Source organism: Microbacterium sp. CFBP 8801 (genome assembly GCF_014839455.1).
In the GTDB taxonomy this organism is placed as follows: Bacteria; Actinomycetota; Actinomycetes; order Actinomycetales; family Microbacteriaceae; genus Microbacterium.
This window is the reverse complement of record NZ_JACYNU010000001.1, coordinates 523,429-540,746: the sequence shown is the minus strand read 5'-3', so window position 1 is coordinate 540,746 and position 17,318 is coordinate 523,429. Positions and strand designations below refer to the sequence as shown.

Annotated in this window: 15 protein-coding genes; 3 read left to right on the top strand and 12 right to left on the bottom strand. The window is 71.3% G+C overall.

Translation table 11 applies throughout. The features are described from left to right. Positions 1–19: 19 nt before the first annotated feature. The 11 genes from IFR11_RS02575 to IFR11_RS02525 form a co-directional block, all read right to left on the bottom strand. Positions 20–550, bottom strand: a complete 531-nt coding sequence (locus IFR11_RS02575) for a GNAT family N-acetyltransferase (protein WP_191915111.1) — start codon at positions 548–550, stop codon at positions 20–22. Further along, positions 547–1,623, bottom strand: coding sequence for a 3-dehydroquinate synthase (aroB, locus tag IFR11_RS02570; RefSeq protein WP_191915110.1), 1,077 nt, complete (start codon positions 1,621–1,623; stop codon positions 547–549). The genes IFR11_RS02575 and aroB overlap by 4 nt, the downstream gene beginning before the upstream one ends. Continuing rightward, positions 1,620–2,108 (bottom strand): shikimate kinase, encoded by a 489-nt coding sequence (locus IFR11_RS02565; RefSeq protein ID WP_055837939.1) that lies wholly within the window; start codon positions 2,106–2,108, stop codon positions 1,620–1,622. Before IFR11_RS02565 ends, aroB begins: the two co-directional genes overlap by 4 nt. Positions 2,109–2,187: 79 nt before the next feature. Continuing rightward, positions 2,188–3,414 (bottom strand): chorismate synthase, encoded by a 1,227-nt coding sequence (aroC, locus tag IFR11_RS02560; protein WP_055837339.1) that lies wholly within the window; start codon positions 3,412–3,414, stop codon positions 2,188–2,190. Positions 3,415–3,418: 4 nt separating this feature from the next. After that, the gene (locus tag IFR11_RS02555) at positions 3,419–4,261 is read right to left on the bottom strand and encodes a shikimate dehydrogenase family protein (RefSeq protein WP_191915108.1); all 843 of its coding nucleotides are present in this window, start codon (positions 4,259–4,261) and stop codon (positions 3,419–3,421) included. Continuing rightward, positions 4,255–6,099: an endolytic transglycosylase MltG gene (gene mltG / locus IFR11_RS02550; protein WP_191915107.1), complete on the bottom strand. Its 1,845-nt coding sequence runs from the start codon at positions 6,097–6,099 to the stop codon at positions 4,255–4,257. The genes IFR11_RS02555 and mltG overlap by 7 nt, the downstream gene beginning before the upstream one ends. 1 nt (position 6,100) lies before the next feature. Further along, the gene (gene ruvX / locus IFR11_RS02545; protein ID WP_191915106.1) at positions 6,101–6,574 is read right to left on the bottom strand and encodes a Holliday junction resolvase RuvX; all 474 of its coding nucleotides are present in this window, start codon (positions 6,572–6,574) and stop codon (positions 6,101–6,103) included. Then, positions 6,571–9,240 carry an alanine--tRNA ligase gene (alaS, locus tag IFR11_RS02540; protein ID WP_191915105.1) on the bottom strand — a complete coding sequence of 890 codons (2,670 nt, stop codon included), beginning with the start codon at positions 9,238–9,240 and terminating at the stop codon, positions 6,571–6,573. Before alaS ends, ruvX begins: the two co-directional genes overlap by 4 nt. 62 nt (positions 9,241–9,302) lie before the next feature. Beyond that, positions 9,303–9,584 (bottom strand): hypothetical protein, encoded by a 282-nt coding sequence (locus IFR11_RS02535; RefSeq protein WP_055837932.1) that lies wholly within the window; start codon positions 9,582–9,584, stop codon positions 9,303–9,305. 198 nt (positions 9,585–9,782) lie between these two features. Then, positions 9,783–10,412 carry a 30S ribosomal protein S4 gene (gene rpsD, locus IFR11_RS02530; RefSeq protein ID WP_055837326.1) on the bottom strand — a complete coding sequence of 210 codons (630 nt, stop codon included), beginning with the start codon at positions 10,410–10,412 and terminating at the stop codon, positions 9,783–9,785. Between the two features lie 187 nt (positions 10,413–10,599). Further along, positions 10,600–12,036: an AAA family ATPase gene (locus IFR11_RS02525; RefSeq protein WP_191915103.1), complete on the bottom strand. Its 1,437-nt coding sequence runs from the start codon at positions 12,034–12,036 to the stop codon at positions 10,600–10,602. A 143-nt stretch (positions 12,037–12,179) separates the two neighbouring features. Here IFR11_RS02525 and IFR11_RS02520 point away from each other — a divergent pair, with 143 nt between their 5' ends. The 3 genes from IFR11_RS02520 to IFR11_RS02510 all read left to right on the top strand — a co-directional run bounded on the left by IFR11_RS02520 (position 12,180) and on the right by IFR11_RS02510 (position 15,060). Next, positions 12,180–12,461 carry a hypothetical protein gene (locus IFR11_RS02520; RefSeq protein WP_055940458.1) on the top strand — a complete coding sequence of 94 codons (282 nt, stop codon included), beginning with the start codon at positions 12,180–12,182 and terminating at the stop codon, positions 12,459–12,461. Positions 12,462–13,025: 564 nt separating this feature from the next. Next, positions 13,026–14,318, top strand: a complete 1,293-nt coding sequence (locus tag IFR11_RS02515) for a DUF349 domain-containing protein (RefSeq protein WP_197978838.1) — start codon at positions 13,026–13,028, stop codon at positions 14,316–14,318. A 64-nt stretch (positions 14,319–14,382) separates the two neighbouring features. After that, positions 14,383–15,060, top strand: coding sequence for a hypothetical protein (locus tag IFR11_RS02510; RefSeq protein WP_191915101.1), 678 nt, complete (start codon positions 14,383–14,385; stop codon positions 15,058–15,060). Here IFR11_RS02510 and IFR11_RS02505 read toward each other — a convergent pair. Continuing rightward, a complete protein-coding gene (locus tag IFR11_RS02505; RefSeq protein WP_055837319.1) occupies positions 15,039–17,288 on the bottom strand; it encodes a RelA/SpoT family protein in 2,250 nt (749 codons plus the stop codon). The two genes, IFR11_RS02510 and IFR11_RS02505, sit on opposite strands and share 22 nt — an antisense overlap. Positions 17,289–17,318: the final 30 nt, after the last annotated feature.

The window sequence follows — 17,318 nt, the reverse complement described above, 5'->3', positions numbered from 1 at the left end:
CCGGGCGCCGGCGGCCGTGTCAGCGCAGCGAGCGGGTCATGGCGAGCTCGCGGCCGATCGACGTGGTGAACTCTTCGCCCGTCGCGATGAATCCCGCGCGACGATACGCGGCCTGGGCGCGCCCGTTGTCGACGTGCACGTCGAGCGACAGCGTCTCGAATCCGAGCGCGCGGGCCCAGTCCGCGGCAGCGTCGAGCAGGGCGTCGATGGCCCCGGAGCCGCGGTGCGCCGGGTCGACGAAGACGCCGACGATCCCGGCGTGCGCCTCGGTCCGCCGACGGCCCGTGTGGTCGACGTCGCCGGCCCGGCGCACGAGCACCGTCGCCGATCCCCCCCACTCGCCCGCGGTCTCGACCACGAACATCGCGCCCGCGTCGCCGCTCGCGCCGCTCGCCGCGCGGGCATCCCAGAACGCGGGATCGCGCGCGATCTCCTGCTCGTAGGTGGTCAGGAACGCCAGGGCGGCGTTCGGATCACGGACAGCACGCAGCCGCAGTTCCCGGACGCGCGCGCCCTCGTCCGCGCGCACACGGCGCGCGGCGGGGGTCACGCACCGACCTCCTGGTAGGCCGCGAAGAGCAGTGACTCGTCGGGAGCCTGCAGCACGGTGGGTCGAGCGAGGTCGTCGAGCACGATGAAGCGCAGCATGCCGCCGCGGCTCTTCTTGTCGCGCTGCATCGTCGCCTTGAGCGTCTGGAAGGCGCCCGCACGGTACGACGTGGGAAGACCCAGCGACTCCAGCACCGTGCGGTGACGCTGCGCCACCTCGTCGGGAAGACGGCCGGCCAGGCGCGACAACTCGGCGGCGAACACCATGCCGACCGAGATGGCGGCACCGTGGCGCCAGCGATAGCGCTCGGCGTGCTCGATGGCGTGGCCCAGGGTGTGACCGTAGTTCAGGACCTCGCGCAGACCCGCCTCGCGCAGGTCTTCGCCGACGACGCGCGCCTTCATGTCGATGGCGAGCTCGATGCAGCGGCGGAATCCGTCGCCCCGCGGATCGACGATGTTCTCGGGGTCGGCTTCGATGAGGTCGAGGATCTCGGGATGCCAGATGAAGCCGGCCTTGACCACCTCGGCGAACCCGGCGGTCGACTCGTTTCGCGACAGGGTCTCGAGCAGGTCGAGGTCGCAGACGACCGCGACGGGCGGCCAGAAGGCGCCGACGAGGTTCTTGCCCTCGGCGGTGTTGATCCCGGTCTTGCCGCCCACGGCGGCGTCGACCATGCCGAGCACGGTGGTGGGCACCTGCACCAGCGCGACGCCGCGCAGCCAGGTCGCGGCGACGAAGCCCGCGAGGTCGGTCACCGCTCCCCCGCCGAAGCCGATGACCGCGTCCGTGCGGGTGAAGTCCGCCTGCCCCATCACCTGCCAGCAGAACGCGGCCACTTCCACGCGCTTGCCCGCCTCGGCATCCGGGATCTCGGCGAGCAGAACCTCGCGATCGCCCACGAGCTGCGCCCGCAGCGCCTCGGCTTGAGCCGCGAGCGTCGGCGGGTGCACGATGAGCACCTTGCGGGCCGCCGGCGGCAGCTTCTCGCCGAGCGAGGCCAGCAGGCCGCGTCCGACGGTGATGTCGTAGCCGGGGTCGCCGGCGACGCTGATGGTGGTGGTGTCGGTCATGCCGTCTCTCCGGCCGGCACACGGCGTGCCCAGGCCACGATGTCGTCGACGACCCGCGCGAGCGGGCCCGACGAGGTGTCGAATACGATGTCGGCGGCCTCTTCGTACACGGGCCGTCGTTCATCGAAGATGCGCTGCCACCGGGCCACGGGGTCTTCGCCGCCCAGCAGGGGTCGCTCGTCGCCATGGATCCGCGACGCCACGACGTGCATCGCGACGGTGAGGAGCACGACGCGGTGCGCGTGGAGCCGCTCGCGGGTCACGGGGTCGAGCACCGCTCCCCCACCCAGCGCCACGACGCCGCCGCGGGCCAGTGCCTCGGCCACGGCGTCGCGCTCGAGCGCGCGGAAGTGGGCCTCTCCGTGCGCGAGGAACAGATCGCGGATCGGCCCGTGGTCGCGCACGACGATCTTGTCGGTGTCGGCGAAGGGCTCGCCGAGCGCGCGCGCCACACGGCGCCCCACGCTCGTCTTGCCCGCTCCCATGGGGCCGATGAGCACGAAGGCGCGGCCGTTCGCGTCGGCGCCGGTCGAGAGGCCGCCCGTCGCGTGCTCGGGCGCGACCTCAGGCGAGGTCATGCGCGAGCAGCGCGGCGTCGGACGCGTCGGTGGTGCGCAGCGTCTCGGGCAGGTGGGCCAGGTACGTCTCGAGGTTGCGTCGCGTCTCGGCGATGTTGTCGCCGCCGAACTTCTCGAGCACCGAGTCCGCGAGGGTGATGGCCACCATCGCCTCGGCCACGACACCCGATGCGGGCACGGCACAGACGTCGGAACGCTGGTGGTGGGCGGCGGCGGTGTCACCGGTGGCCACATCGACCGTGCGCAGGGCCTTGGGGATGGTCGCGATCGGCTTCATGCCGGCGCGCACGCGCAGCACGGTGCCGGTCGACATGCCGCCCTCGGTGCCGCCCGCGCGGTCCGACGAGCGCGTGATGCCCTCGCCGGTGGCGAACAGCTCGTCGTGTGCCTGCGAACCGCGGCGCGTGGTCGTGAGGAAACCGTCGCCGACCTCGACACCCTTGATCGCCTGGATGCTCATGATGGCCTGGGCGAGCTTGGCATCGAGGCGCCGGTCCCACTGCACGTGCGAGCCGAGCCCCGGGGGCAGGCCGTAGGCGAGCACCTCGACGACGCCGCCGAGCGTGTCGCCGTCCTTCTTCGCGGCGTCGACCTCGGCGACCATCGCGGCGCTCGTGTCGGCGTGGAAGCAACGCAGCGGATCGGCGTCGAGCAGGTCGACGTCGTCGGGGGTCGGCAGCGCGGCGTCGTCGGGAACGCGCACGGGGCCGATCGAGAGGGTGTGGCTGACGAGGCGGATGCCGAGCTCGCCGAGGAACGAGCGCGCGATCGCGCCGAGCGCCACGCGGGCGGCGGTCTCACGGGCCGATGCGCGCTCGAGGATCGGACGGGCCTCGTCGAAGCCGTACTTCTGCATGCCCACCAGGTCGGCGTGGCCCGGGCGCGGGCGCGTGAGGGCGGCACCGCGTCCGCGTGAGCGGTCCGACAGCTCGACGGGCTCGGGGCTCATCACCTCGGTCCACTTCGGCCACTCGGTGTTGCCGATGCGGAGCGCGATGGGGCTGCCGATGGTGAAACCGTGCACGATGCCCGTCGACAGCGACAGTTCGTCTTCTTCGAACTTCATGCGCGAGCCGCGGCCGTAGCCCAGTCGGCGTCGCGCCAGTTCGGCGCGGATCTGCGCGGACGAGATGGGAACGCCGGCGGGCATCCCCTCCATGAGGGCGATCAGTTCGGGGCCGTGGGATTCGCCGGCCGTGAGAACGCGAAGCATGGACCTAGTCTCCCATGAGCGCGGTGCGCATCGCGGCCAGGACGGCGTCCTCGCGATCCACGGGGCGCGAGGGGTCGCCCCCGACGAAGACGCGGACCTGCAGTAGAGCCTGGTGCAGCAGCATCGTCAGACCGTCGTGGGCGGGTCGACCGGCGCGTTCCCACTCCCGCGCGAGCGGGGTGGGCCAGCCGCCGTAGACGACGTCGACGAGGGGTCCCGACGTGGATGCCAGGGCCTCGGCGAGGGGTCCGAGATCGGTGCCGCCGGGAAGAGCCGCGATCGTGGCATCCACGGGCTCCCCGTCCGAGGCGGGGTCGGCGAGGGCACGGACGCGCACGTCGATCCCCAGCTCCGGCCCGAGCGCGCGGAGCGACGCGGCCGCCTCGACGCGCCGGGCGCGCACCTCGACGACGCCGGCGCCCGCCCGCGCCGCGGCGACGACGGCCGAGGTGGCGGTCGCTCCCGCACCGAGCACGCGGATCACGCCCGGCGCGCGAACCCCGAACTCGTCGAGCGCGCGCGCGAGCCCGCCCACGTCGGTGTTGAAGCCGCGCGGACCATCGGCGTCGAGCAGGTAGGTGTTCACCGCCCCGGTCCGTCGGGCGTCGTCGTCGAGCGAGACGGCACTGCGAGCGGCGACGTGCTTCAACGGCATCGTGAGCGAGAGGCCGCGCCAATCGGCATCCAGTCCGCTCAGCGCAGCCGGGAAGCCCGCCTCGTCCACCCGTTCGCGGCCGTAGTGCCAGTCGAGTCCGAGCACCTCGTAGGCCGCCGCGTGCAGTCGGGGCGACCGCGAATGCGCGATCGGGTCGCCCCACACGGCGAGGCGCGTGCGATCGGTCAGCATCCGCCGTCGGGGTTCGCCGCGCACCACGCCTGCCACTGGGCGACGGCCTTCTCGTGCTCGCTGTAGGTCGAGGTGAAGACCGTCTCACCGGTGTCGAGGTTGACGGTCACGAAGTACAGCCACGGACCGTCGGCGGGCTTCATGGCCGCGTCGATCGCGAGATCACCGGGGTTCGCGATCGGACCGACGGGCAGGCCCGGGTACATGTACGTGTTCCACGGGTTGTCGGAGTTGCGCGCCTCGGTCGAGGTGCTCACCGAGCCGCTACCCATCTCGCCCGCACCGTACTGCACGGTGGAGTCCATCTCGAGCTTGCCGAACGTCTCTTGGTTCGTCGGCTGCAGACGGGTCTCGATCACGCGCGAGACCTTATAGAAGTCCTCGCTGCTGCGCGCCTCGCGCTCGATGATCGAGGCGACGGTGAGGATGCGCTCCCGATCGGCTTCGGGCACCCCGGCGGCGTCCAGCGACTGGATGGTGCGCTGCACCATGCGCGTGATGACGTCTTTCGCGGTGACGCCCTCGTCGAAGTCGTACGTGGCGGGGAAGATCCACCCCTCGAGGGTGCCGGCGGGCACGCCGTACTGCGAGGGATCGGCGGCCGCGGCGGTGAGCTCCTCACGCGGGATGCCGATCTGCTCCGAGATCAGGTCGAGCGACTGGTTGAGGGTGAGCCCCTCGCGCAGCTGCACGGAGTTGTCGAGACGGTTCGCCGGGTCGCGGAGCGCCGTGAGCACGGCCTCGGACGTCATCTGCTGCTGCAGCTGGTAGATGCCCGGCTGGAACGTGAAGACGACGGAGTTGTCGAGCATGTACTTGTACAGCGAGTTCGAGGCCTTGGTGATCCCCGCGTCGAAGAGCTTCGGCGAGACCGACTCGCCGGTGTCACCCGCGACGATCGTGACGCGGGCTTCGCCCGTCGCCTGACCGGCGTCGAACTCGATCGGCTCGCTCGTGCCGAAGAACGCCTGTACGCGCGTGCCGTAGGTGTTCCACAGCGCGAAACCTCCACCGACGATGCCGGCGAGGAGGAGAAGGACCACGCCGAGGGCGATCCAGCCGCCGATGCGACGGCGCTTCTTCGGCGGACGCGGCGGCGGGGAGCCGATGTCGTGCGTGGTGGTCTCGCCGGTGAAGAGCTCCTCGAGTGATCCGGATGCCACCGGACCCCGCGACGCGGACGCGGACGACGCACCGACGCCGGCGAGAGCGGGCTCACGGTCGCGCGACGGCTCGGTCGTCCGGGGCGTCTCGGCACGGCGAGCGGCGTCGGGACGCCGGGCGGCGGGGACGTCGGTCGACGCGCGGCTCGGCGACTCGGCGGAACGCGGGGTGGCGGCGGGGGCATCGGCGCGTCGGGCGGCGTCGAAGCGCCGTGTGACGGGGGGCTCGGCCGCTGCGGTCGGGCGGGGAGCCTCGGCGCGAGGCGCGGAGACGTCATCGCGCGCAGCGGCCACGGCCGGGAGGGGCGCCGGGGCGTCGCCGGCGGCCGGGCGTGACGCGTCGTCGCCGACGGCGGATCGCGGGGCGTCCACGGGGCGCGCGGCGGCGGCGGGAGCGCCCGCGGCGGGCGCGGGGGACGACGGCGCGGCGGTGTCCCCGACGGTCGAATCGCCCTGCGCGGGGGTGTCCGACGCGCTCGAGTCCGCCGCCGAGGTGGCGGTGGGACCGGTCGCGGCGCCGCGGGCCTCGCGGGCGGCGCGGCGCGGCGAGAGGGTCTCTCCCTCGGCACCGTCCGGCGCCGAGGCGGCAGACGGGCGTGCGCCCGTGCGCGGGTCGGGAAGGCGCCCGTACAGATCAGCGAACGGATCGTTCTCGGGAGGCTGGTTCTCGGGCATGTCAGGCGGGCTCCTGTCCCGGTGAGACGGTGGGTCCGGCCGGCTCGCCGGACTGTCGCTCCACGTCGAGCGCCTGCTGCAGCAGCACCACGGCGGCGACTTGATCCACAATGCTACGAGACGCTCGCTGGGAACGGCCTGCCTCTCGCAGGACGCCGTGCGCCGACACCGTGCTCAGACGCTCGTCGACCAGGCGCACCGGCATCGGCAACGCCTCGGCGAGGGCGACGGCGAACGCGCGGGCGTCGGTCGTCGACGGGGTGTCGTCGCCCCGGAGGTTCAGCGGCAGGCCGACCAGCACCTCGAACGCCTCGTACTCCGCCGCGAGCTCGACGATCCGCCGCACCGGCTCACCCTTTCGCGGCACGGTCTCGACGGGCACGGCGAGCACGCCGTCGGGGTCCGAGCGGGCTACGCCCACCCGGGCGCGCCCGACGTCGATCCCCAGGCGGATACCGCGCCGGAATCCCGTCACGCGGCGGTCGCCCGCACGTCGGTCACGATGCCCTCGAGCGCCGTCGGCAAGGCCGCGGCATCCGTTCCGCCGCCCTGGGCGACGTCGGGGCGTCCGCCACCTCCACCGCCGAGCACGCCCGCGGCATTCTTGGCGAGGGCACCCGCGGCGAGGCCGCGCTCGCGCGCGCCCTCGTTGGTGACGACGACCACCGTGGCGCGCCCGCCGGCGACCGAGGCGAGAGCCACGACGGCGGGGTCGGACCCCAGCCGATCGCGCACCTGCAGGGCGAGCGAGCGCACATCGTCGGCCGAGGCCCCCTCGCCGAGGCTCTGGGCGACGACCCGCACGGCGCCGACCGCGACGGCCGACTCGACGAGCTGCGGCAGACGCCCGCTCAGGGCCTGAGCCTCGAACGCGGCGATCTTCTTCTCGGCGGCCTTGAGGCTGGCCGCGAGGTCGGCGATGCGGGTGGTGAGCTGTTCGCGCGGCGTCTTCAGGCTCGAGCTCAGCTGCGACACGATCGCCCGCTCGGCGGCGAGATCGCGGAACGCGTCGAGCCCGACGAGCGCCTCGACGCGGCGGTTGGAGGCACCGACGGACTGCTCCCCCACCAGGTTGACCAGGCCGATCTCGGAGCTGCGGGCGACGTGCGTGCCACCGCAGAGCTCGCGCGACCACGGTCCGCCGACGTCGACCATGCGCACAGTGTCGCCGTACTTCTCACCGAACAGCGCCATGGCACCCGCGGCCTTCGCCTCGTCGAGCGACATCACGCGCGTGGTGACCTCGAGGTTGTCGCGGACGGCGTTGTTGGCGATGTCCTCGATCTCGGTGCGCGTCTCGGGAGACAGCGCGGCGCCCCAGCTGAAGTCGAAGCGCATGTAGCCCGCGCGGTTGAGCGAACCGGTCTGCGTGGCGCTCTTGCCGAGCGTGTCGCGGATCGCGGCGTGCACGAGGTGGGTGGCGGTGTGCGCCTGCTGCGCCGAGTGGCGGTTGAGGGCGTCGACGACGGTCGTGGCGCGGGCGCCCACCGACACCTCGCCGGTGCTGACCTCGACGGTGTGGCTGACGAGGCCCGGAACGGGACGCTGCACGTCGAGCACCTCGAGCTCGTACCCGGGGCCGACGATCACGCCCTTGTCGGCGACCTGGCCACCCGACTCGGCGTACAGCGCGGTCTCGGCGGTGATGATCTCGGCGATCTGTCCCTCGGCGGCGCGGTCGGTGCCGCGGCCGTCGATCAGGATGCCGAGCACCGTCGACTCCGTCTGCAGTTCGGTGTAGCCGGTGAACACCGTCTCGCCGAGCGCGCGGAACTCGCGGTAGGCGCTCTGGTCGGCGATCGTTCCCTTGCGGGCGCGGGCATCGGCCTTGGCGCGGGTGCGCTGCTCGAGCATGAGCTCGTCGAAAGCGGCGCGGTCGACGGACAGGCCGGCTTCTTCGGCGATCTCGAGCGTCAGGTCGATCGGGAAGCCGTAGGTGTCGTGCAGGAGGAAGGCCTCCGAGCCCGACAGCGTCGTGCCCCCGTCGTTCTTCGCCTCGACGACGGACTGATCGAGGATCGCCGAGCCGGCGGCCAGCGTGCGCAGGAACGTCTGCTCCTCGGCGATCGCGTAGGCCGAGAGGCGCGCGTAGTCGGTGCCGACCTCGGGGTAGGACTCCTTCATCGCATCGCGCGAGGCGGCGAACAGCTCGGGGAAGGTCGCACCCTCGACGCCCAGCAGGCGCATCGAGCGGATGGCGCGGCGCATGATGCGGCGCAGGATGTACCCACGGCCCTCGTTCGAGGGCGTGACACCGTCGGCGAGCAGCATGAGCGAGGAACGCACGTGGTCGGCGACGATGCGCAGGCGCACGTCGTCTCCGTGCGACTCGTGGCCGTAGGCCTTGCCGGCCAGCTTCGCCGCCAGGTCGAGCACGGGGCGCACCTGGTCGGTCTCGTACATGTTGTCGACGCCCTGCTTGAGGAACGCGATGCGCTCCAGGCCCATGCCGGTGTCGATGTTCTTGGCGGGGAGCTCGCCGACGATGTCGAAGTCGTACTTTGAGCGCACGTTGGTGATCTCGTACTGCATGAACACGAGGTTCCAGATCTCGACGTAGCGGTCGTCGTCGGTGGCGGGGCCGCCGTCGATGCCGTACGCGGGTCCACGGTCGAAGAAGATCTCGGAGCAGGGACCGGCGGGACCGGGAAGACCGGTCGACCAGTAGTTCGTGTCCTTACCCAGACGCTGGATGCGCTCCTCGGGCAGGTCGGTGAGCGAGCGCCACAGATCGTGCGCCTCGTCGTCTTCTTCGTAGACCGTGACCCACAGGTCTTTCGCGTCGAAGGCGAGGCCGCCCTCGGATTCGGGCGAGGTCAGCAGTTCCCAGGCGAAGCGGATCGCGTCCTCTTTGAAGTAGTCACCGAAGGACCAGTTGCCGAGCATCTGGAAGAACGTCCCGTGGCGGGGGGTCTTGCCGACCTCTTCGATGTCGTTGGTGCGGATGCACTTCTGCACGTCGGCGGCCCGGGGGTACGGCGGCGGAACGACGCCGCTCAGGTACGGGATGAACGGCACCATGCCCGCCACGGTGAAGAGCAGGGCCGGGTCGTCGGTGACGAGCGAGGCCGACGGGACGATCGTGTGATTCTTCTTCTCGAAGAAGTCGAGGAAGCGCTGGGCGATCTCGGCGGTTTTCATGGCGGGTCTTTCCGTGCGCGTGAGGTATCGGCCCCGACACGCGGAACCCGATGCCGGGGAGGTCAGTCGGAGGGCGAAGCGGCTTTCTTGGCAGCCGCTGCGGCGTCGTCGACGGCGTCCGCTGTCTTGTCGACCGCCGTGGATGCCACGCTCTTGACGTCGTCGATGATCTCCGACAGACGCGTCTCCTGCTGGCGGTACGCGTCGCTCATGTGATCGGTGAACTCGCCGATGCGCGAGTCGAGCTGGGCGAGGACTTCCTGCCCGCGGGGGTCCTTGTTGACCATGTGGGCGGCGACGAATCCGCCGACGATGCCCAGGGCGAACCAGACGAGGCTTCTCACGATCACCACTTCTTCCTCGATACGACGCCGCGGTCGCGGCATCCCTCATCGTAGGCGACCACCCCTGTCCGCCGCGAAAGAGGGATCGATGGATGCCGTGCCCTCCGGCATCCGAGGGCGATCGGGCGGTGAGCGGGGAGCGCGGTCAGAACGAAAGAAGGGCGCCGGGAGAACCCGGCGCCCTTCAGCTCGCTGAGATCAGCGGGCGGCGTAGTACTCGACGACGAGCTGTACGTCACACGTGACGGGCACCTCGGCGCGCTTGGGGCGACGGAGCAGGCGAGCCTGCAGCGTCGCCAGGTCGACCTCGATGTAGCCCGGAACGGGGGGCAGCACTTCGGCGTGCCCACCGGCGGCGGCGACCTGGAAGGGCTCGAGGCCCTCGCTCTTGGTCTTGACGTGGATCATCTGGTTCGGCTTGACGCGGAACGACGGGCGGTCCACGAGCTGGCCATCGACCATGATGTGGCGGTGCACGACGAGCTGGCGAGCCTGCGCGGTGGTGCGGGCGAAGCCCGCGCGCACGACGAGGGCATCCAGACGCATTTCGAGCAGCTCGACCAGGTTTTCACCGGTCAGGCCGTCGGTGCGACGGGCCTCGTTGAACGCGATGCGCAGCTGCTTCTCGCGGATGCCGTACTGCTCGCGCAGACGCTGCTTCTCGCGCAGACGAACGGCGTAGTCGCTGTCGGCCTTGCGCTTGGTGCGACCGTGCTCACCCGGAGCGTAGGGACGCTTCTCGAGGTAGCGGGCGGCCTTGGGGGTGAGCGCGATGCCGAGGGCTCGCGACAGACGCACCTTACGGCGGTCCTGAGACTTCGTGGTCACGAAGTGCTCCTTCCGATGACGCGGCCGCGCCTTTCGCGGCTCGCGGGCGTATCGCCCCCTTCCGCCCGATCCGAAGCGCACGCCGGGGCGCACCGGAAGGTGATCACTGGAAGGAGGGGATGCCCGAAAACCCTGTTTCGAGCCGGTTCATGCTATCAGAGCACTCGGCGAGACCCCTGCGCGGGTGTCACTGCCCGTCGAGGATGCGGCGGATCTTCTCGAGCCGTGCCGAGACATCGCGCTCGGTGCCGTGGTTCGTGGGCTCGTAGTAACGCTTGCCCCGCAGCTCGTCGGGCAGGTACTGCTGCGTCACGATGCCGATCTCGCTGTCGTGGGCGTACTTGTATCCCTTGCCGTGGCCCAGGCGCTTGGCGCCCGGGTAGTGGGCGTCGCGCAGGTGCATCGGGACGCGTCCGAAACCGCCGGCGCGCACATCGGCGATCGCCGCATTGATGGCGCTGTACGCGGCGTTGGACTTGGCCGTGGTCGCGAGGTACACGGTCGCCTCGGCGAGCGGGATGCGCCCTTCGGGCATGCCGATGAACGCCACGGCGTCGGCCGCGGCGACCGCGATCTGCAGGGCCTGCGGGTCGGCCATGCCGATGTCTTCGGCGGCCGAGATGACGAGGCGTCGGGCGATGAAGCGCGGGTCCTCCCCCGCTTCGATCATGCGGGCGAGGTAGTGGATCGCGGCGTCGGGGTCGGAGCCGCGCACCGACTTGATGAACGCGCTGATCACGTCGTAGTGCTCGTCGCCCTGACGGTCGTATCTCAGCAGAGCGCGATCGACGGCCTGGGCGATGTGGTCGGCGGTGATGACCGGCAGATCGTCGGCGGGACGCGAGGGGTCGTCTGTCCCGGCATCCGATTCGTCGTCGTCATCGTCGTCGTCATCGTCATCGCCGTCGGCGGCACGGGTGGCCACCGGCGCGGCGACCCCGCCGTCGTCACCGGCGACCGCCGCGGCGGCCTCGAGGGCGGTCAAGGCGCGACGGGCGTCGCCCGATGCCAGGCGCACCAGCGTGGCGCGGGCCTCGTCGTCGAGCACGACGCGCCCCGCGAGTCCGCGCGGGTCGGTCACCGCCCGATCGACGAGGGCGCCGAGGTCGTCGTCGCCCAGGGGGCGCAGCGTCAGCAGCAGGGAGCGCGAGAGCAGCGGGGAGATCACCGAGAACGAGGGGTTCTCGGTCGTCGCGGCGATGAGCACGACCCACCCGTTCTCGACTCCCGGGAGCAGGGCGTCCTGCTGGGCCTTCGTGAACCGGTGGATCTCGTCGAGGAAGAGGATGGTCGACTGCCCGTACAGGTCGCGCTGCGTCAGCGCCTCTTGCATGACCTCGCGAACGTCCTTCACACCCGCGGTGATCGCCGACAGCTCGACGAAACGACGCCCCGACGAGCGCGCGATGGCCTGTGCCAGCGTGGTCTTGCCCGTTCCGGGAGGACCCCAGAGGATGACCGACACCGCCGAGACGGATGCCGAGGAGTCGGTGGTCGCGAGGGTGACCAGCGGAGAGCCGGGGCGCAGCAGGTGACCCTGGCCGGCGACCTCATCGAGGCTGACGGGTCGCATTCGCACCGCGAGCGGGGTTGAGCCCTGGAAGAGGGCAGAGGCACGGGTCACTGCTCCAGGCTAACCGGGGCCTCCGACACCGGAGCGAGCAGCGGTCCCCGCCGCTCTCGTCGGAGGCCGCCGGACGACCGCCGGCACCTCGGTCCGTGGGGCCCGTGCGTAGGATCGAGGCGTCCGAGCGCGAGGAGGTCGATGTGGCGACGCGGGGGAAAGACCGTCAGACACGGGAGCAGCGCGAGCGCGCGCGGGTCTACCAGGCGCGCCTCGAGCTGCACGAACGCCAGGGGCGTCGGCGTCGCCGCGACACCGTGATCGGCGTCGTCGTCGGACTCGCGGTCATCCTCGGTGCCGGGGCCGCGCAGACGTTCTACTTCGTCGCGGGTCCGGGCGCACCCGTGCCCGCCGTCACCGATGCGCCGACCACCCCGGCGCCGACGGCCATTCCCGAGACGCCCGCACCGGTGCCGACGGAGTGAGCCGGGGCGGCATCCTGTTCCGTGGGTGCGGCCCGTACTAGGCTCGGAGAGTCCTACTCCCCCAGGCGGTTCTGCCGCGATGAGGTGCTACCCGTGACTTCCGCTCCCACCCCCGAGACCTCCGACCCGCGCGACGGCGCGAGTGATGCCGAGGTCGAACCCACCGCCGCGCCCGAGGGCGCGACGGCCGCCGAGGCCGATTCCGCGCCCGGTGCCGATTCGCCCGGTGCCGATTCACCCGGTGCCGATTCGCCCGGTGCCGATTCGCCCGGTGTCGACTCGCCCGTCGCCTCCGACGACCACGGCGCCGACTCCGTCCCCGACGTGGACCCGTCCGCGGCATCCGATGACACGGACGACGCAGCCCCCGATGCCGACGCGGTCGACGCCGCGTTCGGCACCCCCGCCGCGACCGACGGCGATGAGCCCAGTGCCGATGAGCCCAGCGCTGACGAACCCAGCGCCGACGAACCCAGCGCCGACGAGCCTGCCGCCGCCGAACAGTCGGAGGAGCCCTCCGCGCCTCGCACGCCGGCGCCGTCGCCGCGTCCCGCCGCCACCCCCATGGCTCGTCCGCGCCCGGGTGCCCCCGTTCCCTCGAAGCCCGCCGGCGCCCCCGCGTCGAGCGCGCCCACCGAGCCGTGGGGCCGCGTCGACGACGACGGCACCGTCTCGGTGCGCGAGGGTGACGACTGGCGCGCCGTGGGACAGTACCCCGACGGCACGCCCGCCGAAGCACTGGCCTACTTCGAGCGCAAGTACTCCGACCTCGCGAGCGAGGTGACCCTGCTCGAGGTGCGCCACCGCCGCGGCGGTGCGTCGGCCGGCGATCTGCGCTCGACGGCCAAGACGGTGCGCGGCAAGCTCGACGGCGCCGCCGCGGTCGGCGACCTCGCCGCCCTGGTCGCGCGCCTCGACGCCCTCACGTCGCAGCTCGCCGAAGCCAGCGAGACCGAGGCGGCCGCCGCGAAGGAGGCCGTCGACGAAGCCGTGCGCGAGCGCACGGCCATCGTCGAGCAGGCCGAGGCCCTGGCCGCCCGCGACCCGCAGACCGTGCAGTGGAAGCAGATGACCGCCGACATGGCGGCGCTCTTCGATCGCTGGCAGGCCCACCAGCAGAACGGGCCCCGCCTGTCGAAGTCGACCGCGCAGCAGCTGTGGCGCCGGTTCCGCGACGCCCGCGCGACGGTCGACCGTCACCGCCGCGAGTACTTCTCGCAGCTCGACGACACCCACAAGGTCGCGCGCGACGCCAAGACGCGTCTCGTCGAGCGCGCCGAGGCCCTGGCCCCGCGCGGCGAGGACGGCATCGGCGCCTACCGCGACCTGCTCGACGCCTGGAAGGCTTCGGGCCGCGCCGGCCGCAAGGTCGACGACGCTCTGTGGGCGCGGTTCAAAGCCGCCGGTGACGCCCTGTACGGCGCTCGCATCGAGCGGGAGTCCGCCGAGACCGAGGCCTCGAAAGAGAAGATCGAGCAGAAGAAGGTGCTCCTCGCCGAGGCGGCTCCGCTCGTCGACGAGAAGAACCTCGCCACCGCGCGACAGAAGCTCACCGCCATCCAGCGCCAGTGGGACGAGATCGGTCGCGTGTTCCCGCGCGACAAGGAACGCGCCCTCGACGACGACCTGCGCAAGATCGAGCAGAGCGTGCGCACCCGCGAAGACGCCGACTGGAAGCGCAACGATCCCGAGCAGAGGGCGCGTGCCAACGATATGACGCGCCAGCTGTCCGACGCGATCGACAAGCTCGAGGCCGAGCTCGCCGACGCCACCGCGCGCGGCGACAAGCGCGCGGCGGCTCAGGCGTCCGAGGCCCTCGAAGCGCGACGGACCTGGCTGCGCGCCCTCGGCGGCTGAGCGGGTTCTCCACAGATCGACACGGTCAACAGAAAGGGCGACACCCTCGCGTCACACTGACGGGATGGTGTCGCCCTTCCTGTTCTTCGCCGACGAGCGCATGGCCCTGGCCGAGCTCACGGCCGCGTGCCTCGACGGCATCCTGGTCGCCCTGGGCGAGGGGTTCATGCCCGCCGATGCCGTTGAGAGCCCGTGGATGCGTGCGCGAAGCCTCCGTCCGCTCCTCGGAGACCGCTGGGCGGCGGTACGCGCGAGCGCGGCGTGGATCCACGGTGGACAGACCGTCGAGCCGACCCGCCACCACGCGCAACGGGTGAGCGCGATACGCCACATCGTGCGGGGAACCGCCCGCGCGCAGTATCACGAGGTGCGTCTCGGGGCGGCCGACGTCGTCACCGTCGCGGGGGTTCACGTCACCACGCCGGCGCGCACCCTCATCGATCTCGCGCGTTCCGGCGACGCCGCCGAGCGAGCCGTGGCCTGCGCGTGGGCCGCCGAGGAGCCGAGGATCGCCGCCGCAGCGACGCTCTGGCTGCGGGCGCACCCCCGCTTCCCCTACGGTCGGCGAGCTGTCGACGCGCTGCGGTGCGCCCGCGGAGCAGCAGAGCCCGGCTACGCCGCGCAGCACGAGGCACGGAGCAGCGACATGTCCCACGGTCACCCGGGATCACCGGGTACGGCCATCGCCCGTGCCGGCGCGGACGAGGACCGCGTCGCCCCTCAGGAAGACGTGACGCGGTAGACGTCGTAGACCGCATCGATGCGGCGCACCGCGTTCAGCACCCGATCCAGATGCACGGTGTCGCCCATCTCGAACACGAACTTGCTGAGCGCGAGTCGGTCGTTCGTCGTCGACACGGTGGCCGAGAGGATGTTGACGTGGTGCTCGCTGAGCACCCGCGTGACGTCGCTGAGCAGGCCCGAGCGATCGAGGGCCTCGACCTGGATCTGCACGAGGAACACGCTCTTCGAGGTCGGCGCCCACTCGACCTCGATGAGTCGATCGGGCTCTTCCTTGAGCGACTTCACGTTCGTGCAGTCGCCGCGGTGCACCGAGACGCCGCTGCCGCGCGTCACGAAGCCGACGATCTGATCACCCGGCACGGGGGTGCAGCACTTGGCCAACTTGACCAGGATGTCGGGCGCGCCGCGCACGAGCACTCCCGAGTCGCCACCGCGCGGGGCCCGGCTGCGTCCGACGGGGATGTCGATGGGGCCGGTGTTCGACTCCTCGACGTTGACCAGAGCCGTGACCTTCTCGATCACCGACTGGGTCGAGACGTGACCCTCGCCGACCGCGGCGTACAGCGCCGAGACGTCTTCGTAGTGGAAGAGCCGCGCGACCTCGGTGAACGAGTCCTGGCTCATCAGACGCTGCAGGGGAAGGTTCTGCCGGCGCATGGCGCGGGCGATGGAGTCCTTGCCCTGCTCGATGGCCTCTTCGCGACGTTCCTTCGTGAACCACCCGCGGATCTTGTTGCGCGCGCGGGTGCTCTTGACGAAGCCGAGCCAGTCCTGGCTGGGGCCGGCGTCGGGGTTCTTCGACGTGAAGACCTCGACCACATCGCCGCTCTGCAGGGCCGACTCGAGGGGCACCAGGCGACCGTTGACCTTCGCCCCCATGGTGCGGTGGCCGATCTCGGTGTGCACGGCGTACGCGAAGTCGACGGGCGTCGCCCCCGTGGGCAGACCCACGACGCGCCCCTTCGGCGTGAAGACGTAGACCTCTTTCGCGCCGATCTCGAACCGCAGCGAGTCGAGGAACTCCCCCGGGTCGGCGGTCTCTGCCTGCCAGTCCGAGATGTGCGCGATCCAGGCCATGTCGGCGTCGACGGCCTTGGCATCCGTCTTGCCGCCGGCCATGCGCTCTTTGTACTTCCAGTGGGCCGCGACACCGAACTCGGCCTGCTGGTGCATCTCGTGCGTGCGGATCTGGATCTCGACCGTGCGGCCACCCGGTCCGAGCACCGTCGTGTGCAGCGACTGGTACAGGTTGAACTTGGGAGTGGCGATGTAGTCCTTGAAGCGCCCCGGCAGCGGCGTCCACCGCGCGTGGATCGCACCCAGCACGGCGTAGCAGTCGCGCACCGTGCCGACGAGGATGCGGATGCCGATGAGGTCGTAGATGTCGTCGAACTCGCGCCCGCGCACGACCATCTTCTGGTACACCGAGTAGAGCTGTTTGGGTCGCCCCATGACCCGGCCGCGTACCCGCAGTTCGCGCAGGTCGGCGTCGACGGAGTCGATGACGTTCTGCACGTACTGCTCGCGCTGCGGAGTGCGCTGTCTCACCAGGCTCTCGATCTCGGCGTAGAGCTTCGGGTGCATCACCGCGAACGAGAGGTCTTCGAGCTCGCTCTTGATGGCCTGGATGCCGAGACGATGTGCCAGCGGAGCGTAGATCTCGAGCGTCTCAGTCGCCTTCTTCGCGGCCTTGTGCGGGGGGACGAAGCCCCAGGTGCGCGCGTTGTGCAGGCGGTCGGCGAGCTTGATGAGCAGCACGCGGATGTCTTTCGACATCGCGACGATCATCTTGCGCACCGTCTCGGCCTGGGCACTGTCGCCGTACTTGACCTTGTCGAGCTTGGTGACGCCGTCGACGAGCATGGCCACCTCATCGCCGAAGTCGGCGGCGAGTTCGTCGAGGGGGTAGCCGGTGTCTTCGACGGTGTCGTGCAGAAGCGCCGCCGCGATCGCCTTGGGCCCCAGACCCAGCTCGGCGAGGATCTGCGCCACCGCCAACGGGTGGGTGATGTAGGGCTCGCCGCTCTGGCGCTTCTGTCCGTCGTGCGCCTTGTCGGCGACCGCGTAGGCCCGTTCGACGATCGCGAGATCGCCCTTGGGGTGGTGCGTGCGGACGGTGCGCAGCAGCTTGTCGACGTCGTCGCGGCGGGCGGCGCGCGAGAAGATGCGCGGCACCAGGCGGCGCAGTGACGACGGGGGCGGCGTGGACGACGCGGTCTCGGTCATCGCCACCTCTTCCTCACGGCCAGTCGATCA